At 68.3% G+C, this 21,120-nt stretch carries 22 protein-coding genes and 4 pseudogenes; 19 read left to right on the top strand and 7 right to left on the bottom strand.

Going from position 1 to position 21,120, the window contains the following annotated elements:
- Positions 1 to 97 precede the first annotated feature (97 nt).
- The 6 genes and pseudogenes from ACE1OC_RS40715 to ACE1OC_RS40690 all read left to right on the top strand — a co-directional run bounded on the left by ACE1OC_RS40715 (position 98) and on the right by ACE1OC_RS40690 (position 4,391).
- Positions 98 to 835, top strand: coding sequence for a dienelactone hydrolase family protein (locus ACE1OC_RS40715; protein ID WP_407841309.1), 738 nt, complete (start codon positions 98 to 100; stop codon positions 833 to 835).
- 83 nt (positions 836 to 918) lie between these two features.
- A pseudogene (locus tag ACE1OC_RS40710) lies at positions 919 to 1,125 on the top strand (N-acetyltransferase); the annotation flags it as partial.
- Between the two features lie 159 nt (positions 1,126 to 1,284).
- Positions 1,285 to 1,611: a hypothetical protein gene (locus tag ACE1OC_RS40705; protein WP_407841308.1), complete on the top strand. Its 327-nt coding sequence runs from the start codon at positions 1,285 to 1,287 to the stop codon at positions 1,609 to 1,611.
- A gap of 337 nt (positions 1,612 to 1,948) precedes the next feature.
- Entirely contained in the window at positions 1,949 to 2,581 is a 633-nt protein-coding gene (locus tag ACE1OC_RS40700; RefSeq protein WP_407841307.1) for a sortase domain-bontaining protein, read from the top strand.
- A gap of 171 nt (positions 2,582 to 2,752) precedes the next feature.
- Positions 2,753 to 3,472: a class E sortase gene (locus ACE1OC_RS40695; protein ID WP_407841306.1), complete on the top strand. Its 720-nt coding sequence runs from the start codon at positions 2,753 to 2,755 to the stop codon at positions 3,470 to 3,472.
- A gap of 319 nt (positions 3,473 to 3,791) precedes the next feature.
- Positions 3,792 to 4,391, top strand: coding sequence for a hypothetical protein (locus ACE1OC_RS40690; RefSeq protein WP_407841305.1), 600 nt, complete (start codon positions 3,792 to 3,794; stop codon positions 4,389 to 4,391).
- A 42-nt stretch (positions 4,392 to 4,433) separates the two neighbouring features.
- On the opposite strand, the gene ACE1OC_RS40685 is transcribed toward ACE1OC_RS40690, so the two are convergent.
- Positions 4,434 to 4,682 (bottom strand): hypothetical protein, encoded by a 249-nt coding sequence (locus ACE1OC_RS40685; RefSeq protein ID WP_407841304.1) that lies wholly within the window; start codon positions 4,680 to 4,682, stop codon positions 4,434 to 4,436.
- Positions 4,683 to 5,148: 466 nt separating this feature from the next.
- Here ACE1OC_RS40685 and ACE1OC_RS40680 point away from each other — a divergent pair, with 466 nt between their 5' ends.
- Together ACE1OC_RS40680 and ACE1OC_RS40675 are read left to right on the top strand one after the other, a co-directional pair.
- Positions 5,149 to 5,520 carry a peptidase inhibitor family I36 protein gene (locus ACE1OC_RS40680; protein ID WP_351382452.1) on the top strand — a complete coding sequence of 124 codons (372 nt, stop codon included), beginning with the start codon at positions 5,149 to 5,151 and terminating at the stop codon, positions 5,518 to 5,520.
- Positions 5,521 to 5,794: 274 nt separating this feature from the next.
- Entirely contained in the window at positions 5,795 to 5,956 is a 162-nt protein-coding gene (locus ACE1OC_RS40675; RefSeq protein WP_407841303.1) for a hypothetical protein, read from the top strand.
- A gap of 187 nt (positions 5,957 to 6,143) precedes the next feature.
- Here the strand turns inward: ACE1OC_RS40675 and ACE1OC_RS40670 are convergent, their stop codons facing one another.
- Positions 6,144 to 6,557 (bottom strand): hypothetical protein, encoded by a 414-nt coding sequence (locus tag ACE1OC_RS40670; protein ID WP_407841302.1) that lies wholly within the window; start codon positions 6,555 to 6,557, stop codon positions 6,144 to 6,146.
- Positions 6,558 to 6,665: 108 nt separating this feature from the next.
- On the opposite strand from ACE1OC_RS40670, the gene ACE1OC_RS40665 reads away from it, so the two are divergent.
- Together ACE1OC_RS40665 and ACE1OC_RS40660 are read left to right on the top strand one after the other, a co-directional pair.
- Complete coding sequence (locus ACE1OC_RS40665) at positions 6,666 to 7,655, top strand: ArsR/SmtB family transcription factor (protein ID WP_407841301.1); 990 nt, start codon at positions 6,666 to 6,668, stop codon at positions 7,653 to 7,655.
- A 663-nt stretch (positions 7,656 to 8,318) separates the two neighbouring features.
- Entirely contained in the window at positions 8,319 to 9,890 is a 1,572-nt protein-coding gene (locus ACE1OC_RS40660) for an alpha/beta hydrolase (protein ID WP_407841300.1), read from the top strand.
- A gap of 11 nt (positions 9,891 to 9,901) precedes the next feature.
- Here ACE1OC_RS40660 and ACE1OC_RS40655 read toward each other — a convergent pair whose 3' ends face one another.
- Complete coding sequence (locus ACE1OC_RS40655) at positions 9,902 to 10,045, bottom strand: two-component response regulator (protein WP_407841299.1); 144 nt, start codon at positions 10,043 to 10,045, stop codon at positions 9,902 to 9,904.
- A gap of 455 nt (positions 10,046 to 10,500) precedes the next feature.
- Between ACE1OC_RS40655 and ACE1OC_RS40650 the strand changes: the two genes are divergently transcribed.
- Positions 10,501 to 11,514 carry an RICIN domain-containing protein gene (locus ACE1OC_RS40650; protein ID WP_407841298.1) on the top strand — a complete coding sequence of 338 codons (1,014 nt, stop codon included), beginning with the start codon at positions 10,501 to 10,503 and terminating at the stop codon, positions 11,512 to 11,514.
- Positions 11,515 to 11,773: 259 nt separating this feature from the next.
- Here ACE1OC_RS40650 and ACE1OC_RS40645 read toward each other — a convergent pair.
- Positions 11,774 to 11,966, bottom strand: a pseudogene (locus tag ACE1OC_RS40645) (IS5/IS1182 family transposase); the annotation flags it as partial.
- Positions 11,967 to 12,187: 221 nt separating this feature from the next.
- On the opposite strand from ACE1OC_RS40645, the gene ACE1OC_RS40640 reads away from it, so the two are divergent.
- Positions 12,188 to 13,034 (top strand): IS5 family transposase gene (locus tag ACE1OC_RS40640; protein ID WP_407841297.1). Its coding sequence is split into 2 segments (ribosomal slippage): positions 12,188 to 12,328 and positions 12,330 to 13,034, totalling 846 coding nucleotides; the frame shifts between segments, so codons are not numbered across the junction.
- Entirely contained in the window at positions 13,031 to 13,546 is a 516-nt protein-coding gene (locus tag ACE1OC_RS40635; protein ID WP_407841296.1) for an NUDIX hydrolase, read from the top strand. The genes ACE1OC_RS40640 and ACE1OC_RS40635 overlap by 4 nt, the downstream gene beginning before the upstream one ends.
- 47 nt (positions 13,547 to 13,593) lie before the next feature.
- Here the strand turns inward: ACE1OC_RS40635 and ACE1OC_RS40630 are convergent.
- Positions 13,594 to 13,941 (bottom strand): annotated as a pseudogene (locus tag ACE1OC_RS40630) (transposase); the annotation flags it as partial.
- A 231-nt stretch (positions 13,942 to 14,172) separates the two neighbouring features.
- On the opposite strand from ACE1OC_RS40630, the gene ACE1OC_RS40625 reads away from it, so the two are divergent.
- From ACE1OC_RS40625 to ACE1OC_RS40615, 3 genes are all read left to right on the top strand, one after another.
- Positions 14,173 to 14,697, top strand: coding sequence for a hypothetical protein (locus ACE1OC_RS40625; protein ID WP_407841295.1), 525 nt, complete (start codon positions 14,173 to 14,175; stop codon positions 14,695 to 14,697).
- A 97-nt stretch (positions 14,698 to 14,794) separates the two neighbouring features.
- The gene (locus tag ACE1OC_RS40620) at positions 14,795 to 15,487 is read left to right on the top strand and encodes a DUF3732 domain-containing protein (protein ID WP_407841294.1); all 693 of its coding nucleotides are present in this window, start codon (positions 14,795 to 14,797) and stop codon (positions 15,485 to 15,487) included.
- Positions 15,471 to 16,436 (top strand): glycosyltransferase family 2 protein, encoded by a 966-nt coding sequence (locus tag ACE1OC_RS40615; protein WP_407841293.1) that lies wholly within the window; start codon positions 15,471 to 15,473, stop codon positions 16,434 to 16,436. The genes ACE1OC_RS40620 and ACE1OC_RS40615 overlap by 17 nt, the downstream gene beginning before the upstream one ends.
- A 22-nt stretch (positions 16,437 to 16,458) precedes the next feature.
- Here ACE1OC_RS40615 and ACE1OC_RS40610 read toward each other — a convergent pair whose 3' ends face one another.
- The gene (locus ACE1OC_RS40610; RefSeq protein WP_407841292.1) at positions 16,459 to 17,685 is read right to left on the bottom strand and encodes a hypothetical protein; all 1,227 of its coding nucleotides are present in this window, start codon (positions 17,683 to 17,685) and stop codon (positions 16,459 to 16,461) included.
- Between the two features lie 765 nt (positions 17,686 to 18,450).
- Between ACE1OC_RS40610 and ACE1OC_RS40605 the strand changes: the two genes are divergently transcribed.
- The 3 genes and pseudogenes from ACE1OC_RS40605 to ACE1OC_RS40595 all read left to right on the top strand — a co-directional run bounded on the left by ACE1OC_RS40605 (position 18,451) and on the right by ACE1OC_RS40595 (position 20,223).
- Positions 18,451 to 18,954, top strand: coding sequence for a hypothetical protein (locus ACE1OC_RS40605; RefSeq protein WP_407841291.1), 504 nt, complete (start codon positions 18,451 to 18,453; stop codon positions 18,952 to 18,954).
- A 426-nt stretch (positions 18,955 to 19,380) separates the two neighbouring features.
- Positions 19,381 to 19,599, top strand: a pseudogene (locus tag ACE1OC_RS40600) (LuxR C-terminal-related transcriptional regulator); the annotation flags it as partial.
- Positions 19,600 to 19,893: 294 nt separating this feature from the next.
- Positions 19,894 to 20,223 (top strand): hypothetical protein, encoded by a 330-nt coding sequence (locus ACE1OC_RS40595; RefSeq protein WP_407841290.1) that lies wholly within the window; start codon positions 19,894 to 19,896, stop codon positions 20,221 to 20,223.
- A gap of 129 nt (positions 20,224 to 20,352) precedes the next feature.
- Here the strand turns inward: ACE1OC_RS40595 and ACE1OC_RS40590 are convergent, their stop codons facing one another.
- Positions 20,353 to 20,934, bottom strand: a complete 582-nt coding sequence (locus ACE1OC_RS40590) for a YdeI/OmpD-associated family protein (RefSeq protein WP_407841289.1) — start codon at positions 20,932 to 20,934, stop codon at positions 20,353 to 20,355.
- Between the last annotated feature and the right edge of the window lie 186 nt (positions 20,935 to 21,120).

The raw sequence follows: 21,120 nt of genomic DNA, 5'->3' as shown, positions 1-21,120 counted from the left end.
GCTCGCGCAAAGGACCGATTGGAGGGATACCCGCGCTGTTCTGCCAGCGGCAGAACAGCGGCCGGACCGGGCTCGACGATCACTACGGTCCCGTCTCATGACGACGATTACGACGCGTACGGTCGAGTACCCGGCGGACGGTTTGACGATGATCGGGCACCTCGCGCTCCCGGCCGGTGTAGACCGCCGGCCCGCGGTACTGCTCGGGCCGGAGGGCATGGGGCTCAGCGACGTCGAGCGCCGCCGGGCCGACGCTCTCGCCGAGCTGGGATACGTAGCGCTGGCCTTCGACCTTCACGGCGGGCGCTATTTGAGCGACCCCGAGGAGATGCTGGCCCGTTGCCTGCCGCTGCTCGCCGATCCCGACCGGATGCGGGGCATCGGCCATGCGGCGCTCGACGTGCTGCGCACCGAAGCGCGGACCGACCCCGATCGGATCGCCGCCATCGGCTACGGCACCGGGGGTGCCATCGCACTGGAACTCGGGCGCGATGGCGTCAACCTGCGCGCGATCGGAACCGTCAACGCAACCACCACGGGCCGGCCGGGCGAGGCAGCGCACGTTCGCTGCCCGGTGTGGGCCGGGGTCGGGTCCGAAGACCCGATCATGCCGCCCGCGCAACGGAACGCGTTCACCGCCGAGATGCAGGCCGCAGGCGTCGACTGGCGCCTCACCGTCTACGGCGGAGCCTTGCACGCCTTCCACCACCCACCGGTCGGCCACCCCACGGTCCCCGGCGTCGGCTACCACCCACAGCACGCACAGCGAGCCTGGCGCGACGTCGTCGACCTGCTCACCGAGTGCCTGCCCGTGACGAAGGATCTGGGGGTATGACCCAGGCAAACAGTCTGGCGCCAGGCCTTGCCCGCGTCGGTCGCGCGCTGCTACGTCGGGCGCTATGAGCTGGCACCCCGATGCCCGCGGCCACCATGACCTACGAGGCCGACCTGTTGCGGCACGAGAACGAGATCGCCGCACACCAGTCTTTCAACTACGCGCTGTTCGACGCCGCGGAGACAGCACTGCTCGGCTGTGTCTACATCGGCCCACCGGAGAGGGCCGGCGCGGACGGCGAGATCTCCTGGTCGGACTGGCTCGCCCTGCCGGAACACCCCGACGCGTAAGTGGCTTTCGTCGTAATCCTCTGGGGCTTGGTGCTCGAGGGACCGTCGCGATTGGGTGGTCGTCGGGTGCTCGGCGCATGCGAGGAGGGCCGCCTTGTCCTCATGAGTTCATTGACGCATCGGTTCGTGTGGTGTCAGACCGGGGGCGACGATCGGGCCATGCTGCAAGCGAGAGATGAACACGGTCGGCTGGTGAGGAACCCGAAGCCGCCAGCCTTGAGCCGGATGGTGGCGAACCTCGGTCGGGGACACGCCTTCGTGATCGTCGAGCGAGTCGACGATGAGGCGGACGGCGACTGGTACGTCCAGGTGCGGCTGAGGGATGACAACACCTATCAGCTGGAGTTCCGTGATGGGACGGCGGCAGAGCACTACCAGACCCGGAGGATCTCCCAGGAAAACGGTGCCGTCAGCAAGCACTGCCTCGACCGCGCCCGTGTGGGATGTGCCGAACTCCTCCGTCATCCAGGTCTCGCGACTGCTTAGAACGCCCCTCCCCGCATTACCACACGCTCAGGCGGCCCGTGGCCCGGAGCCGCCTGAAAACGACGGTGCCGCAGCCGGGCCATCCGGCAGGCCGGTATGCGCGAAGTGGTGTTGGGGACCTCGGCCGCTCCGCCCGCCTTGACCGGCGGCCCTCACACACGGGCGGAGCGGGAGGGCATCGACCGAGCAGTGCCCAGCTCGGTCGGCCGTGGTGAGCCGCGAGGAGTGCGGTCTGATGTCGGCCGCCACCCTGCCGGACCCGGCCCGTAGTGCGACCCTGGAAGGGCCAACCGGGCCTGTCCGACCCCGCGCGGCCCGGCCGACCAGGGATACCGCTATGTCCCAGCGCGCGTTCCTCGCCTCCCATGCCGTGTCGGCGGTGCTCACCAGCGCCGCCCTCGCCCTCCTGATGACGGCGCCCTGCGCGCCCGCGGCGGCGACCGGGCCGGCCGCAGCGGCACTCCCGCAGTCAGCCGTGCTGTCGATTCCGGCCATCGGCGTGTCCGGGCTGCCCGTCGTCCCCTACCACGGAAGCCCCGACGACTCGCCGGGCACTCGAATCCAGGACCAGGGCGTGGCCGCCAGCCCGCATGGTCCCACCGGTGGCGTCGGCCCCGGCGATGTAGGCAACTACATCGTCACTGGACACCGCATCGTGGCGGGCGGGCCACTGCGGGCGCTGCCATCACTGCCGAATGGTGCGTCCGTCGTCGTGACCTCCGGGGGTGTGACGTACGAGTACACGATCACCACGACCCGGACGACCTCATTCCGCTCCCAGTCCTCCATGGCCGCGCAGCGCGCCGCTGTCCCCGGCTTCCCCGGCGCCGCCCCTACCCGCGCGATGATCACGGTGACCACCTGCCTCACACCCGAGGACGACGCGGCAGGCAATCACTGGCGGGACGCGCAGAACAACCCCGAACACCGCATCGACAAGATCGGCGTCCTCACAGCAACCACGTCCTGACCGTCACGACGTCCTGACCGGTCCACGCCGCGCTGCCCCGTGCCCTCCCGGGGAGGACGAAGGTCACAGGTCCGGCCCTTATGAACCTCTTGCTCCGTATGTCACTCTGGCGGGCAAACCGGCTCGCGCCCCTGCCCCGACGAGCCCGCCGATCAGTACGGAAACCGCCCCATGCCCCTGCACTTCCCGTCCCGAGCCGCATCCGCCGTGGCGGCTGGCGCCATAGTCGCCCTGCTGGCGGCCTGCAGCACCACTCAGGCTGCCGCCGGCGCGGCGGCTCCCGCACCGCCGACGGTGGCAGCGGCACCCGCTTCGGCCCCGGCCACCACCGCCGCGCGGCCGTCCGAGCCACCGGTTGCGTCCGTGCAGACCGAGGTCTCCGTCCTGTCCATACCCTCGGTGGGCATCACCGGACTACGCGTGATGCCGTACGAGGGCACCACCGACGATGCGCCCGGCACCCGTATTCAGGACAAGGGTGTGGCGGCCAGCCCGTACGGGAAGCATGGCGGAGTCGGGCCCGGCCAGGCGGGCAATTTCCTGGTCACCGCGCACCGCCTGTCGGCGGGCGGCCCGCTGCGGGACCTGCCCGCCGTGGTGAACGGCGACTCGGTGCTCGTGACCGTGGGCGATGTGGTGTACACGTACGAGATCATCGCGAGCCGCAAGACGTCCTTCCGGTCAGAACGCTCGCTGAGCGAGCAGCGCGCCGCGGTCCCCGGAAAGCCGGGTGTGCCCCCGACCCAGGCCATGATCACGATCTCGACCTGCGCCACCCCGGAAGACCATGCCGAAGGCAACTTCTGGAGCGATGCCCAGGGCAATCCCGAGCACCGCATCGACAAGATAGGCGTTCTCCGCAAGACGACCGCAGCGCCGCCTGCCGGATAGCGCCGCCCAGCCCTCGCAGGGGCGCGATCGGGCCCCTGCCCGTGCCTACGCCCGGACAGCAGCCTCCTGGGGAAGCCCGAGGCCCAGGCCTACACCCGCGGCAGGATCAGCGCCTATGTGGGCCAGATCAGCACCACAACCGGCACGGGTCACCTTCAGCGTCCGCTTCTCACGGGGCGTGGTCACAGTCAGAGCCTGACGGGCTTCGCTCCGCCCTCGTCCCACGCTCCAGGCCCCAGGCCCCAGGCCCCGATACCGTGGGCTCCCGGTGAACATCTGATGGTAGGTTCGCGGCCGCAGATGCCGACGGGGGACGATCATGACGCCGACCACACTGCCGGAACCGTCCGGCCAGCTCTCGCGCGGACAGCGCAGGGCACGCCGAATCGTGCTCCGCACGGGTATCGGGATACTCCTGCTCCTGCTCCTCGGCACCCTCCTCGCCGGCCGGCCGTGGAACGCGCCCTGGTGGCCCGGCAGGACCGAATTCGCCGGCGTCCCCGACCCTTGTGAGGTCCTCGCTGAACCGGCCCGCCGGCTACTGCCCGGTGCCATCCCCGTGCGGGACCCGTGGGAGCGGGTGCTGGTGGAGCAGGAGGTGTGCGAGGCCAAGAACGACGCGGCGTCCCTCAGGCTCGGCTATGAGCGGTGGCAGTGGGGACACCTCAAGTCCCCCCAAACCGGCGAAGCGGCGGCCCACGGCCGGCTCCAGAGCCTCATGGGCCGTGGCCAAGGCCGGAGCTGGAGTCCTGTGCCGGGTCTCGGCGCCGAGGCCTACCGGAACAATTCGACCGTGCTGGTACGCGAGGCCAATGTCATCGTCCGTGTCTCGTACAGCGATACCCGGATGCAGTCGGCGGGCGCGGTGGCCGAGGCCGAGCACCTCGCCCGCACAGCGGTGGCCGCGATACGTCACTAGGGCGTCCTCTGGATATCGAGTACACGCCGCCAAAAGGCCACTTCACACCGTCACCCAGTACTTGCCCATCCGGATGTCTGCCCGCAGCCCCTCCCGAGCCTCGTCCGACCCGGCGAGGGCGAGCAGCTCCAGCACATGGGCGGCCCGCGAGCACTCCTCCTCGTCCACAGCCAACTGCGCAACGACCGGCATCGCCGGCAGCTTCAGGTCCCGGATCAGCCGTGCCTGGTAGAGGTCGCTGGTGTCGCTCTGGTCGTTCCACTTCCGGTCCCGGCGGATGCCGTCGTACACGAAGGGCGCGGCGGCTTCCGGGTCTCGGCGTGCGCGCTCCGCGCCCAGCCCCCGGCCGCGCTGTGACGCCTAGCAGCTAGCAGCCCTTCCGGCGTGTCGTGGCGGGTGTAGGACAGCGTGCGGGACGTCTCGTCGTCATGGCTCATCACGCCACACCCTGCCTGGCTGGGGCGCGGTCGCCGCGCGATATCGGCCCGAGCCACGGGAGGCAGTCGTCCCAACAGTTGGGGACGGCCGGTGGTGACGGGCAAGAGCAGCCCAGCACCAACAAGGTGGGCGAAGCCGTGCAGTACCGGTGCGCGTCCGACGGACCTCATGGAGAAGCACCAGATTTGTAGGCCTACAGGGGGCATATGGCCATATACGGCCCATAACAAGGGCTTGTTCTCGCGTGTGATTCCCGGCATCCAGCTGCTCTAGTGGAATGGAAGGATCCACATGTTCCCGACTAAAGGCGGATCTTGTGATGTCACTGCGACGCTCCCTCCTCACCATCACCGCTGCGGCGGGCTTGACGATGTCCGCAGCGCTCACCGCGCCAACGGCATCCGCCGCCGAGACACCGTGGCGAAACTGCGAGGTCGGCGAGTTCTGCGTCTATGAGCACGACAACGGATACGGCGGAGCAGCGTACTTCCGGAGCGGCACCAACAACCTGGGCGACTACCGCCTGAACGACAAAGTCTCCTCGGTGTGGAACAGGACCGGCAGGACGGTCTGCACATACCTGGACACCAACAAGCAAGGCTCCACGTGGCCGGTGGGGAACTGGAAGGGCAACACCTCCCAGTACAACCGAAACGACAACATCAGCTCCCTGTGGGTAACGGCATGCTGATCACCCTGCCCGACTAGAACCTGGTCGCAGGTGCCAGGGCGCCGCAACATGTTGAGGGCGCAGTTGCGGCGCAGCCTTTGCACGGGCCAGGCGGCACACGGCTGCTACTCGGGTAGCAAGTCGGCTCCCCGGCCGGACAGCATCGGCAGCCGCTGTTCGCCGCCCGGGCCGTGCTACTCCAGCCAGCACCTGCTGCTCCGTAGCAGCCAGCAGAGCGGTGGGCCCGTCCCGGTGGCTGCATAAGCGGGCTCTGATGAATCATCAGGGGCAAAGGTTGGCGACTCCGTACATCGGGATCTCCGCCGAGATGGACGCCGACGCGAACGAGTGGGCGTCCGGGCTGTTCGGCGACGACCCGCAGTGCCTGCGGTGGTACACGCCGACGACGTGTTCGCCGCCGGGGAGTCGGGCGACGGACTGCCCCGGTGCGACCTGATGGAGGCCATGGCGATCGCCGGGAGCTCCCGGAGTCGCTGGGTGGCGGTGGTGGTGACGGCAGGGGGCGAGCGCGCGCACTTCACCTTCCACGCGCCTCCCGGACCCAGGTTACGGTCCGCCATGTCTTCGAGCAGGCGAACCGCCACCTCCCCGGGTCCGGTCACCGCACCCCGCTACAGGCCCTCTCAGCAGTCCCACCAGTTGGTCCAGCCACCCGACCCGGTCCAGCGCTTGCACCAGTAGCCGTTGTAGGTGCCCCAGACCTTGAGGTCGATCCTGGACGACGACAGGTAGGTGACGTCCACCCCGCTCTTCGCCACTCCGCCCAAGTCGTGCCAGGGGCCCCAGCTCGAGCTGCCAGGGCTCAACTGGTGGGAGTCGTAGACGTGGTTGTCGGTTCCGACGACGAACCACTGGTAGTGGCCGTCAGGCCACTGGACCAGCGTCGGCTCGTACTCGCAGATGTAGTAGCCCTGGTGGCCCCCCACGTTGATCCCGCAGGTTGACGCGGACGCCGCTGCCGGCGTGGCGACGAGCGTGCCCACCGCCAGGGCGGTGGTCAGCAGTCCTTGCATGACGCGGCTGCGTAACTTCGACATGTTTCCCCCTGGTAGGGACGAGTTGGTGAGTACGAGCTTTGCCGGACCCGGCGCCCCGCACCACGATTTCGCCCCTGCTTAATCCAACGCGGAGCTACGCTCGCAGTCGTGATCCAGCTTCTGTTAGGGCCCGACGACCTGACCCGCATACGGTTCGCGCTGTCTCCCCTGGAAGAGCTCGTGCACAGCGTTCCCGTGCTGACGGGGAGTGGTCAGCACATGGCACACCGGCCCTGGCGGACCCGGGCACTGCCCGCGGTCGCCCATATCGATCTCAGCGTGCTGAGAGCACTCACCGAGGGGCCCCGCTTCGTAGCGGACTTCCTCGCACCCCCGCCCGAGGCAATGACCGGGCACTTCGCCGACGAACTCGACGCGATGGCAAGCACCCCCGCCGAAGAGGTGGTGCGCTCCCTCGACGAGATGAGGGCCGGCCAGGGCCTGCCGGAGTCGCTGCGCCCCCTCTACGAACATCCGGAGCGCGAGCTTTCGCGACTCGCCGCAACCATGGCCGCGTACTGGAGCGCGGCGATCGAACCCGTATGGCCGCGGCTGCGCTCCCTGAGCGACGCCGATGTCGCACACCGCGCGCAGCAGCTCACCACTGGCGGGCTGGACAGAGTCTTCGCGGACCTCCACCCCGAGGTCACCTACGCCTCCGGGAAGCTGAACATCGACAAGCCACGCCACCACGCGGTGCGCTCCGCGGCCGGTGCCGGACTGCTCCTGGTGCCCTGCGTCTTCGCCTGGCCCAGACTCCTCGTGCTGCACAACGCGCCGCAGCAGCCCACACTGACCTACTCGCCGCGCGGCATCGGTCAATTGTGGTCCGCCCGGGGTGACGAACAGGCGCAGCCGCTGACCGAGCTGATGGGCCGCAGCAGGGCGGCCCTGCTGGTGCACCTCGATCTTCCGGTGTCCACCACACAGCTCGCCGCGTACCTGGGGGTGAGCAGCGCGGCCGTCAGCCAGCACCTTTCCGTCCTGCGCCGCTGCAACCTGGTCACCTCGCACCGCTCGGGCCGGTGGATGCTGCACCAGCGGACCGCCCTCGCCACGGAGCTCCTCCTCCCGGGGGGACCGCCAGAGTCCCGGTGACTCCCCCGGAGGCCGTGCCGATCGGCTCCAGGGCCGGCAGGGAACTGTGCATCCCGTACCGTGTGCGCCATGGCGGAGCCTTTTGTGCGTGTTCGCCTCGCAGCCCGACGCGGTAGCCGTCTACGCCGCTGCAATGGCCGCCATGCACCCGGGAACGCCGCCGCTTCGGTGCCCAGCTCGCCGTCAGTGTGACGATCTTCGTTCTCTCCATCCCGCTGGCATTCGTCAGTACGGCCGCGGCGATGTGCTTCTGGGTAGCGCTCATCCCAGCCCATCATCTGCTCCGGCGGCGGAGATCAGCGCCGTGAGGGACTCTGTGAATCCCGAGGAATCCGAGCGCACGACTTCGCGAACGAGTTCGCGTACCGCGCCTGTGGACGGGATCTTGAGGGAGGCGACGAGGATTCCGGAGCCGAGGAACTCCTGACAGCATGCGAGTGCGGCGATCTCCCCTTGCGGCAGGCGCGTGGCAGGGACGGCCCTCGGCGCAGCCCCGCCGACGGTCTCCTCCCGGAGGAGGAGAGCGGACCGGGCCGCAGGTCCCGGACCGGAGGGTGGGCGGGACCCGGGTCCTCGTGCCCTTGGGCGATGTGCCGTACCGGGGCGGGTTCCTAGCCTCGGGGCATGCGATCACAAGAAGCGGACGTTGCTCCAGGAGACCCCGTGACCACTGTCAACCGCGACGCACGCCGCGCCCTGGCCGTGGGCCTCACCCTCGCCGCCTGCCTCACGTCCTTCCCCGTCCTGGCCACGGCCGCCGAGACCCCCGCCCGGGAGAGCTCCGGAGCCGGACTGGACCGGTACCACCGCCAGCACCTCGGCTGGGGCAGTTGCATCAAGGGCCCCGACGACACCACGGGCCGCGATCTGGACCAGGCAGGCGTGCAGTGCGCGGACGTGACCGTGCCCCTGGACTACGCCGACCCTCGGGGGCGCACGATCACCGTGGCGATCTCCCGGCTCAAGGCCACCGACACCCGCCACCGCATCGGCGCGATCCTCCTCAACAACGGCGGTCCGGGCGGTCCCGCGCTCCAGTCCCCACCGCAGGCCCGCGCGTCGATGAAGGAGGTCGGTGCTCGCTACGACATCGTCGGCTTCGACCCGCGCTTCATCGGGCGCAGCACCCCGCTGGACTGCGGCTTGCCCGTCGGCATGACCTGGCTGTCCGCCGGCACCGGCCGGGCGGGCTTCGACCGCCAGGTTGCCCTGCAGAAGAGCCTGGCCGACAAGTGCCGGGCCACCGACGCCGCGGTACTCCCCCACATCACCACCCGCAACACGGCCCGCGACATGGACGTCATCCGCGGCGCGCTCGGCGAGCGGAAGATCTCCTTCCTGGGCTACTCGTACGGCACCTACCTGGGCACGGTCTACACGCAGCTGTTCCCCGGCCGCCACGACCGGATGGTGCTGGACGGGGCGATCAACCCGAGCGACTACCGCCCCCGGCTGCTGAAGGGCACCGAGCGCGAGAACGAGAAGGCTCTGTCCGACTGGGCCGCCTGGGCCGCGGAGCACCACGACACCTACGGCCTCGGCCGCAGCCGCGCAGAGGTGCTCGCCGCCGTCGACCGCATCGTCGCGGCGGCCGCGCGCGGTCCGCTGACCATCGGCGCCGGCGCCGATGCCTTCCGGATCGACGACAGCCAGGTGCCGCTCCTTGTCTTCTCGGGCATCGCGGACGACACGGCCCCGGCGCGGGCGTCGTTCGGCGAGCTGCTTTCCGTACTGGCCGAAGCCGCGGAGGGCCGGCCGACGGCGGTGCCGCCGATGCTCGTCCCGGAGCTCCGGTACGTGCTGCGCGGTGAGGGCGAGCCCACCGGCGCGCAGTCCGCCGTGATCTGCGGGGACGTGGCCGCCGCGCGCGATCCCGAGCTCTACTGGCGGGACATCGAGCTCCACCGCACCGCGCACCCGCTGTTCGGGGCTCTGACCAACAACATCAACCCGTGCGCGTTCTGGGACTCGCCGCGCGAAGAGCCCACCCGGGTGCGGCGCGATGCCCCTGCACTGATCGTCGCCGCCACCGGTGACCCGCGTACGACGTACAAGGGAAGCGTGGAGCTGCACAAGCAACTGCCGAGCTCCCGGCTGGTCACCCTCGAGGGCGCCAACCGGCACGCCCTCTTCGGGCGTTACGGCAACGCCTGCGTGGACGACCAGGTCAACCGGTACCTGGCCACCGGGAAGCTGCCTGCGCGGGACCGGACCTGCGTCAAGCAGGCGGGGTAGCGGTCCGCAGTTCACGTTCCGAGTGCGCGGGCCGGCAGCATGCTGCGGTTGTTCGTCCCAGTCTTGGCGAACACCGACTTGAGGTGGTCCTGCACGGAGTGGTCGGAGACGAACATCTGGCGGGCCACCGTGTGGCTGTCCCTGCTGAGGAACATGACGGTTCAAGCGAAGGAGGCCACGGCGGTATCAGCCGCGACAGCCGGATCGAAGCGCCCGGACCAGATGCCGGCCGCAGCCGCGACGTTCACGACGCCGAAAGGATGAGGTGGATCGCAGGGACACGATCGGCCACCAGGCGTGACCACGCGGTGGCTCCCGGGTTCCTGCCGGGTGCCGGGCGCAGGTGGGGTCGGCACCCGCCTCACATCTCGGCGAGCCACGTCGTCGCACCACCGAGACCCTCGTGATCCACCGCCGCCCCCTTCGGGTTGCAGCCCCCCGCCGCTGTGGCCGGATGACGATTGTCCGGAACCGGGTGTACCTCGGTGCCCCTTTCACGGCTCTTGGCGCACGTACCCGTTCTCGCCCCCCTTGAGGAGAAGCCGTGCGTTCGAGAAGGAAACTGTCGGTTCTGGCCGCTGTCTGTGTGAGTGCCATGGCGGTCGGGGGGATGGCACAGCCCGCACTCGCGGACGGCTCGGTCAACGGCCCCGTCGAGAACTGCAACGCCGCGGCCGCCGTATCGCCGGGGTCTTTCGGTACCGGCGCGCTGTCGTGGTGCATTCTGGCGTCCAAGCAGAGCGGTGAGACCAAGAAGCTGGCCCGCGAGGGGTTCGTCAAGGGCCTGCTCGAGATGCTGACGAACCACACCGGCGGCAATTACAACATCATGATTTTCGACGTCAAGGGCAAGAACGCCTTCGGGGACCCCTGGTTCGTCCACCCCCACACCGCGAACCTCAAGGACGTGGCGTACCAGGGCGACATCGAGTACAACGACGCGACCTCGCGCGAGGACCAGACCTACCGGATCTGGATCTTCTCCGGCGGCGGCAGCTTCACCAACCACGGCGACGGCGGATGGATCAACTGGGGCTTCTACGGCCTGTGGGACCGCAACGGCTCCACCGTCGACTTCCGCCCCACGATGGTGCCGGCCACGACCCCCGGCGTCCCCAAGGGCGAGACGCCCGGTCCCGGCGACACCCCCATCACGCCGGGCGTACCCGCCCAGCCCGGCCCCCGTCCCGGCTTCCGCGCCGACAGCGCGGCGACAGCGCCCTCCGGATCAGGCCGCCCGCCCGTCGGAGTCCCGGTGCGCCTGAAGACCGTCAACAACCTCGGGGCCGCCGCGACGAACGCCGCCTCCGGCTCGACGGTGGTCGCGGGGAAGCTGGGTGACACCAACTCCACGTGGACGTTCAAGGAGGCGGGCGGCGGCCGCTACGAGATCGCCAACGGCCTCGGTCCGGTCCTCACCGAGAACACGAGCACCTACTTCGCGTCCATCACCACCTGGAAGAGCGGAGCCGCCCAGAAGTGGGAGGTCATCCCCATCAAGGGTGACACCTACCAGATCAGGATCAGTGACCAGGACTGCCTGACCTACCACGAGGACTACAAGAAGCTCGGTGTGTGGACCTGCGACGGTTCCCAGGGCCAGCAGTGGACCATCGCCCGCTGAGCAGCACCCCCACGGGGCCCGCAGCCGCGCCACCGCGCGCCTTCGGGCCCCGGCAGACAACCGCTCAGACCGACCGGCTTGGCCGGCCGGCCGGCCACAAACACCCGGGCCCCGCCTGCCCGGACGGCGCGCCGCCCAGCCGGCACTGCCCCTTCCCTTCTGTCCGACACCCACCCCGCACCGCGCCGCCCCGGCCACCCCGCCCGCGGAGTACGGGCCGGGGACATGAGTGCTGTGCCGCTCCGCGCACGGCGTCACCAGCCCTGCCGAGCTTCAGCCGGTTGACGCATCGCTCGACCTCGTTGCGTTGCCTATACGCCTCGGTGTCGAAAGCCGACGGGCGGCTGCCGGCGCGGCCTCGCCTCAGACGGTGCCCGATCTGGTCGGACGGCTGGGGGGATGACAGCGCGAATTCCACGTCGGCGGAGGTGCTTTCGGATCGCGCGGGATGAGTCATCCGCTGTCAGCCGCACCTCGACGTCGACGTTGCGGACGGTGCCCAGATCCTCGACCGCACGGGGCAAGAGCGACGCCACGAACCGGTCTGTGCGAACGCGGTACCAGGGACCGTCCCAGCCTTGCTCAGCGGTTTCGGCTCCGGTGTTGGCCATCCGGGGAGTATGTCGACCCAGCCCGGTGTGCTCAACCAGGTTCTTTGGCAAGCTTCAGCGTCGTGGCCATGAACCTTGTACCCGACGAGCTGTGGGATCGGATAGCCCCGCTGTTGCCGGTGCGGCCAACGCGCTGGCACCGCCATCCCGGACGGCGACCGGTCCCGGACAGGGCCGCCCTGGCCGGCATCGTCTACGTCCTGACGTAAGGGCGTGGCCTGGCGCGACGTGCCACGCGAGGTCGTGGGCTGCTCCGGGGTGACGGCCTGGCGTCGGCTGCGGGACTGGACCGAAGCCGGAGTCTGGCTCCGTCTGCACGCCGCCCTGCTGACCGAGCTGCGTCGCGCGGTCCTGCTGGACTTGGACGACTGCGCCGTGGACGGTTCGCACGTCCGGGCCCTCAAAGGAGGGAATCACGTCGGCCCGTCGCCGGTCGACCGCGCCCGCCCCGGCTCCAAGCATCACCTGATCGTCGATCGTCATGGAACCCCGCTCTCGGTCACGCTCACTGGCGGAAACCGACACGACGTCACCCAGCTCGTGCCGCTGCTGGATGCGGTCCCACCGGTTCGAGGGCGCCAGGGAAGTCCTCGCACCAAACCGCGGCGCCTGTACGCCGACCGGGGCTATGACTTCGACAAGTACCGCCGTCTGCTGTGGAAGCGCGGCATCAAGCCGATGATCGCCCACCGGGGTGTCGCCCACGGGTCTGGTCTCGGCAGGGTGCGCTGGGTGGTCGAGCGTTCGTTCGCCTGGCTGCACCAGTTCAAGCGCCTGCGGATCCGCTACGAACACCGCGCTGACCTGCATCAGAGGCTCGTGCAACTCGCGTGCTGCATCATCTGCCTGCGCCGCCCCTCCAAGGGGCGCCACCGCACCTCGCCCATCGAAGGAGAAACCAGTCAGTGACCTCCGCCGAGCCGTTCACCCGTATCAAGATTCGCGTAGCCGCAGCCCTGTTCAACGGGGACGAGATCGCCCTCATCCGCCGCACGAAGAACGGCCAGGACCAGTACACCCTGCCAGGTGGCAACGTCGAACCTGGCGAACCCATCCATCAAGCCCTCGCACGTGAACTCGACGAAGAACTGGGCCTGGACCTCGCAGAGGCGAGCAGCGTTCCACAGTTGACCTGGATCCAGGACGCCATGGTCACCCGCCCCGGCAGCGCCCCACCCCGCAAACTCCACCTCGTCTTCCGCGTCCACATCGACAACACCACCCGCGCTCGTCTGCGCACCATTGAGCACGATGACACTGCTGGCGCCGGCCACCTCACCTGGCGCCACTACAAGGACACGGCCGACAAAGCGCTGTTCCCACCGGTCCCACTCGCCGCACTCGTTACTCCCACGGCGCCGCTCGATGCTGCCCGGGCACTGCTACCGACCATGGACGACAGCAATTGCCACTGGATCTGATCCGCCGCCGTGCCCCACGCGACCCCTTTTCGAAACCACCTACAAAGCCCCTTTTCCCTGGCCCCGGCGGCGTGCTGGTGAGCCCGGCAGGCAGTGGAGTCCACCGATACGGTCCAGCTGACGTCGTCGGCGTCCTCGGCCGCTACCAGGACCGCGGCAAGGATGCGTTCCCGGGTGCCGTCCACGGCCCGCCTGATCAGCCGTTTGTGGGCGGTCTGAAACGAGCCGAGCTCGTCGGGCGGGTCCCGCCAAGGCGAGCAGGTTCAGTGCTTCCACGCGATGGCCTCCAGGGTTCGGCGGTGATCGGCCCACCGCCGACCACGGACCGGATCGGCCGGCATCTGCGGCTCGATCCGGTCCCACATCGCATCAGTGATCACTAACGGGACGGACACGTCTGATCAACTGACCAACCGATCAAAGAGACACACTGTAACCCTGCGCGAGGAAGACGCCCCAGCAGCGGCATCGCAGGTCCAGGTGGCTGCTCCTTCTTGTCAAGTCACTACTTTTCGTCACATGCGGCGGATTTCACCCGTGCGCCTACTTGAGGTGTGGCCTCGCCGAGACGCGGCGAAGCCGGTCAGCCGCATCCACCCGTCGGATGCACGCCTCAAGGAGCGGACATGTCCCATGCCCTTCACGACCCGACGCCCGGACGACACATCGCGCGCCTCGGCATCTGTATCGCCGTGGTGGTCTTCGGCGCCGGCGCCTTCGCGCTGCCGGCATCCGCGGCGATCGCATCCCCTGCCTGGTCCCCGGCTACAAGCACCAGCATCGATGATCCCAACAGCGAACCGGGCACAGGCCTGTGCAAATCCGGCTACGTCTACCGCGACGCCTGGGAAGGCGACGGCCTCTGCGTCACACCGCAGCAGCGGGATGCGGCACACGCCCAGAACCCCAACCGTCAACCGGGCAGCAACCAGTGCGCACCTGGCTACGTCTACCGCGACGCCTGGGAAGGCGACGGCACGTGCGTCACACCGCAAGAGCGGGATAAGGCACACGCCCAGAACCCCAACCGTCAACCGGGCAGCAACCAGTGCGCACCTGGCTACGTCTACCGCGACGCCTGGGAAGGCGACGGCCAGTGCGTCACACCGGAAGACCGGGACTGGTGGGCGGAGTTCAACCCTCACGACTGAGGTCGGGGGATAACACGCATATGCGCGGTGGAAACGCCTGAGGCGGCTCCACCGCGCTGTGGCATCCACGTCCACCGGCCGGTATCCAGCACGGCTGATGGACGTGAAGGCCGAGGCTGCCGAACTCACTGCCCTCCAGACTCATCACGAGGTCACCCCGCACCGAGGATCGGCGGGCGCAAGACGTACCTGTCAATGTTCATCAACGATCACAGCCGGGCAATCGTGGGCCTGCGGTTCGGGTTCGCCGAAGACATCGTCCGCTTGGCCGCCACCTTCCGGTCGGCGCTCTCTGCCCGCGGGGTCCCGGAGTCGATCTACGTCGACAACGGGTCGGCGTTCGTGGACACGTGGCTGCTACGGGCGTGCGCGTCAAGGGCTTCGTACACACCGCTCGGCTTGGCAAGCGGCAAGTGTCCATGTCGAGTTCGCTCGCGCCTACGTCAGCGGCAAGATGACCAGCCACGCCCGGTTTCTCAGACTCGAGCGCGGCGTCGGACCGGTCCACCTGAACCCGAAGAAGCTCACCGTCGTCACCGACATTCCTGACGGCATCAACGAACTGCTCCGCATCGGCAGCGGCATCGGCAGGAACCACGTCGGCTGCCACCTGGCGCCCATCGTGCCCCGCTTCCTCGTGCTCGACCGGCCGACCCAGCCCTACTACCCCTCCGGCATGGCCAAAGCACGAGAACGACTGGAAGACCTCGCCCTCGACGAACGGCAGGCGACGACCGTCCCTCCGAATGCTGACTCCAAGCGCTTCCCGCATCATGAGTGCTGTGTATGACACACGCAGGGCATCGATCGCTCTGTCGGTCGTCGTGCCGATCTTCAACGAGGAGGAGAGCCTGCCCGTTCTGGCGGAGCGACTCCGTCCGGTTTTGGACGTGTACGGCGAACCGTACGAGGTTCTTGCCGTCGATGACGGTTCGACCGACCAGACGCCCCATCTACTGGAAGACCTGCGCTCTGTCTGGCCCCAGCTGCGCATCGTGACCCTCCGGCGAAACAGCGGCCACCAAGCCGCGCTCGCCGCGGGCCTCCACCGCGCCCGCGGCGCCTACACGGTCAGCATCGACGCAGACCTCCAAGACCCCCCGGAGGTCATCCCGGACATGCTCACCCTGGCCCGGACGGATGGCTTGGACATCGTCTACGGCGTCCGCACCGACCGTTCCACGGACACCGGGTTCAAGCGCCGAACAGCTGCCGCCTACTACTGGCTCATGCGCCGCATGGTCGGCTCTTTTGTCCCCGCCCAGGCCGGCGACTTCCGTCTGCTGTCCCGCCCCGTCGTGGATGCCCTCAAATCCTTCCCTGACCAGCGGCAGATCTACCGCCTACTCATCCCTTCGCTCGGCTTCCCCAGCGGCCAGATCACCTATCGGCGCGGAGAGCGAGCGGCGGGCACCACCAAGTACCCCCTGCATAAAATGATCCTTTTGGCTTTGGACAGCATCACCAGCTTCTCGGTGATCCCTCTGCGACTGGCCACGGCCATGGGCGCCCTCAGCCTCGTCGTCTGTCTCGCGTTCCTCACGTGGACTCTCGTCGTCTACGTCACGGGAAACACACTGCCCGGCTGGACTTCCCTGATCGTCACACTCCTGTTCTTTGGTGCTGTTCAGCTCTTCTGCCTGGGAATGCTCGGCGAGTACGTGGCCCGCATTTACAATTCCGTCCAAGCCCGGCCCACCTACCTAATCGCCCGCGACACGGAAGAAGAGCAGCAGTAGTAGCGAGCGCAGGGCCGCCCAGTTACACCAGCACTCCCGCAAAAAACATCGCACTCAAAAAGACGTATTGGATTACACACAATACCAACAGCGACACCTGGACCCACCGGGGCATGCGTGCGACCAGGACGAGCCCAACAAACATCTGCACATGATTGCGATACCACGACATCTGCGCGCCCAGAAAGAACGGCGCGAAGAAGATTATCACTGTCAAGATCAAGGCGGCCCACTCCTCGACCTCAAGCCGGCGACTCCGGATGAGTTGAATCGCTGCCATCGAAAAGACGAGTAGCATGAAGACGATATTCAGCCAGAGCTGGGGTTTGTGTGCGGCGAGACTGTGCTCCACCAGCCACGGCAGCTGCCCCTTGGGCCGATACCAGTCGCCGAACGGAAAATCGTAGAACTTCCGCATCTCGTCGAAGGGCTGCCGCAGGTCACCTTGCCCATAGCTGGATTTCTGCATGATCTCATACGAGTTCCAGCGACCCGTCGCCTGCCACATGAGCCATTTGACCCAGAGCACGCCGGAGCAGGCCAGTACCGCCGACAACCCGGCCTTCGCGAACCGTATCGGCCACCCGTCTCTCCGCCATGCGAAGAACGCACTCAATAGCAGCATGCCGACAGCCGCAGCACCTATGGGGTAACAGGCGGTTGCCACAAAACCGGCAGTGCCGGCAATGACCCACGAACTGCGCTTCACTCCAACGATACAGGCGAGCAGTGCCAGAGTTCCGGTCGCGATCGGGAAGATGGCATGGAGATAAATGCCACCTGGGAACACCGCACCAATAGCGAGGGTGAGCCCAGTCGCCCAGGTAAGCCGGGCGCCGAGCAGCCACCACAGCACGGCGAACATACCCAGCAGAGACGCCTCGGTGACGACGACAGCAGATATCTCATGGGAAAGTCCGGTGCTGGAAACCACCCGGATCGACATGGGATATCCGGGAAACCAGGCGACATTTCCGCACATGACATCGCGAAAATCTGGATACCGATCCCGACACCAAAACATTTCATAGCCGGCCTTGGCTACGGATAGGTAGTGTTCAGAATCCCAACGGCGGCGACCATCTGTGGACCAGTAAGCGATCTTGGATCCATCGCCTGCAATGGATGCTTTCGCGACCAGCCAAGTGATGATGTTCGCGACCAGCCAGGCGACAACTGGCGGCAGCAGAGCAGGGCGCCACTCGCGGCGCGCCGGCGTTGTGAGTTCCACCCGCGCGGAATCAGGCATCAGGAACCGCGCCTACCGTCGGCGGTGCCCGCCAACCTTGCCTCGCCGTGCATGCGGGAAGGCGCGGACGTAGGGAATTCGATCATCTCCAGCTCCGCGCTCGTCTCGTCGGTGTGAGCTCAATGAGCCTCGTCCACGATCATGACCGCCCGCCGTTCGCACCTTGCTTCACGATCAGTCTGGCCAACGTCTCGCGTAGCTGCATCCGGAGCTGCTCCTCCGGCCGAGTTCCGGGGTCGCCCGAACAGCCGGTCGATGTGCTTGTACTTCACCGCCTGGGCTGGGCCAGTAGGGACCGGCAGACGCAGGCCTTGCGTATCCCCGTGGCCGATCTCCACTGCCACCTCGGGCCCGACACCCCGCACGGGATGAAGTGGGAGAGGAGTGCGGTGTAGGTACCGGAGATCAGCAGGCGACCGAGCCACCACCCGGACAGAGCCACACGGGTGACCTCCTTCACCGCCGCTCTTGCGCCGGGCGGACCAAGCTGTGCCCGGGCCAGACCGGCGGGAGGGGCCGCGAGCGGTCCGTGCTCGCCAGCGAGACGTTGCGGTGGCGGGGTGGAGTGGGGTGTTCCTACCTGGAGACCAGGGGGCACAGAAGGTCGTACTGGCGAGACGCCGGTGCCGCGAACCGTCAAGCCCCGAGGTTCAGGGGCATGCTCCGCCCAGTGAGGTGGTGCCTACTGGGACCAGGCGCCGCAGGCGCGCCGGAAACGATTGCGGGGGCTCGAGACGGACGGGCACGCACATCAAGGAGTCAGCTGTGGCGATGGTAGGACTGTTCTGGATCACTGAGGACTCGGTGTACGTAGGTTCCCCGCCAGACGCGGAGGGGCACTATGCCCGTATCACCTCCGAAGGGGTACAGGCCCGGGGCCCGGACGGCACCCGGACGTGGCCCTGGTCGATCCTGCGCTCCGCAAGCGTGGACGCCGCGCCCGCGGAGGACGAGCGAAGGGGCGCAGGCCGCTTTCTGGCGGCGGTGCTGGAAGCGGTGGTCACGATGGGGTCCAGCTACGGCGGAGAGGAACCGCCCCAGATGTTCCTGGTCCTCGCGACGCAGGACGGTGCGGAAGAGGTGCGGGTGCTGGCGGCGACCAGGGGCTACACCTCCCAAGAGGTTTCCTTGTCGCAGCGCCTCCTGGACTGCTTCCGGAAGGGCGCGGCAGACCCCCTGACCCTCATGGCCTGGAGCCGGGACCACGGCGCCGGCACACCGAAACCGCCCGAGCGGGAAGCCCTGCTGCGGGAGTGGACCTACGTGTGAGGCCCACGGGCGGACGGGTGCCACTGCCTTGCCGGAGATGTTGCCGACAGCGCTGCCGCGGCGCCCTCGGGCGCGGGTTCTTCCGCTCCCCCGACATCGAGGCCCAACCGCCTCCAGCCCTACCTGGAGCGGTCCCACCAGAGCACACGTCTCTCAGGCAAAGCTGCGGCTATGCAGTTGCCCGTCGTGGTCATCGACCAGCTCGACGAGGACCAGCTCAGCAAGTGGCTCGGCTTCCATGCGGCGGCCGCCGGCCGCCGCAGGATTACGAGGTCGTCGACACCACGTTCACCTCCGTCAACGCGTTTCCGCCCAGGGCAATCCGGCGTAGACCGTGGGAGGTCCTCGCCCACGCCGACAACCGCCCGCGCGCCGCGCTGACACTCCGCGAACGCTTTCCGAACCTCGGCGTCCCCGCTCACCGCACGGGAGCGCGAAGTGCCGTCCGCCATGGCCGAGGGCCGCACCAACGCGGGCATCGCGGACGCGCTCGTCATCTCCCGCCGGGCAGCGGAGAGGCACACCGACGCGATCTTCGACAAGCTGGGCCTGCCCCGCACCGGCTCGGCTGAACAGGAAGGCGATCGACGAGGCTGTGCGCGGACGCACCATGCGGCTGTACGCAGGCATGGTTCAGAGAAATGACCAGGCCAAAGCTGATCGCGCCGGACCAGCTGGGGCGTATCGAGAACCTCCGCTCGCGGGCTCCCAGCACATCCAGACCGGCACTCGACGCAGCGATCGGCCCGCGGCGTCAGCCGGTGCACACCGGCTTGCCACTGGGCGGGCCGGTACCACCTGGAGGTCTACTCGGTGGTGGGCGGCCTGTGCGTGGTGGCCACGTCAAGGAGCAGCTGCGCGGCGACCGCAGCCCCGTTCGTGCGCATCGTGTCCGCCACGGCTGCAGCTCGGGTTCCGGTCTGGGTGGCGAGGGCGGCGGTGAGTGCGCTCGGGACGGTCCTCTACCTGGTTCTGATCGGCCTTCTGAGATTCGGCATCGCGACCGTCGTGAGGGACTCGGCCACCAGCATCGGGGGCGTCCTCGGCCTGCTCTACATCGTCCCCATCACCTCCCAGACCATCAGCGATCCGGACTGGCAGCGCCTGCTCCAGCAGGTCGGGCCGATGAGCGCCGGGCTCTCCATCCAGGCCACCACCGATCTCGGCAGCCTGCCCACCAGCCCCTGGGCCGACCTCGGAGTGACCGCGGTATGGGCCGCCGCCGCACTCATCGCCGGCGGTCTTCTGCTCCGCGAACGCGACGCCTGATGAACTGGAATGCCTGATGTCGGTCAGCCGTCCATGATCAGGCCGGCGCCGGCGAGGCAGGTGGAGGCGGACATTGCCCCAGACCGGCACGATCGGGCCGCCGAGCCCGCTGGACCCCAGTGCGGTTGATCATGATGGCAGCTCGGACCTCGCCATCGTCGCCACCATCCGCTCCAGGCGGGCCAGCCGGGTCTTCTCGGTGCGGGCGGTGACCAGGCTGAGATACAGGGCGAACTGGTCGGACTTGCCGAGCGTCTCGTAGAACGCCCGCGCCGCCGGGTTCGCGGCGAGCGCCTCGACGAGATCCGGCGGTGCGGTGGCGTTCTTCTGCGAGGCGTATGCCGTCGCCCAGCGACCGTCCGCCCGCGCCGCCTCGACCTCCACGAGACCTCGGGGACGCATCCGTCCCTCGGCGATCAGGGCCTCGGCCTTGCCGACGTTCACCTGCGACCAGGGCGAGCGAGGGCGGCGGGGTGTCGTGCGCTGCAGGAAGTACGTGTCGTCGAAGCCGCGCCGCAGACCATCGATCCAGCCGAAGCAGAGCACCGTGTCGACCATCTCTTCCCAGGTGAGCGACGGGATGCCGGAATGCTTCTTGGCGATCTTCACCCAGAGCGCGGTTCGCTCCCCGTGATGCTCGTCGAGCCATGCCTCCAGCTCGGCCGGGCTCGCAGGGACAAGAATCTCGACGCCGTCCTCGTGTTTCTGCATAAATCACAGGCTAGAGGGCATATAGGACAGATTCTGACCTATATGCCAGCACCAGCCCGGGGTACGGCCATCCCGGTACCCCGCGGAACCGGGCACGGCCCGAGCCAGTGACCGGCTGGGGCGCAGCAGTGCGCCGGACCGGGCCAGAGCCAGTCCCCCAGGTCATTCGTGAGACAGAGGGACACA

Origin of the sequence: Streptomyces stoeckheimensis (assembly GCF_045822005.1) — a bacterium.
Lineage (GTDB): Bacteria > Actinomycetota > Actinomycetes > Streptomycetales > Streptomycetaceae > Streptomyces > Streptomyces stoeckheimensis.
Note: the sequence above shows the minus strand (reverse complement) of the source record. Positions and strands in the feature narration are given on the sequence as shown.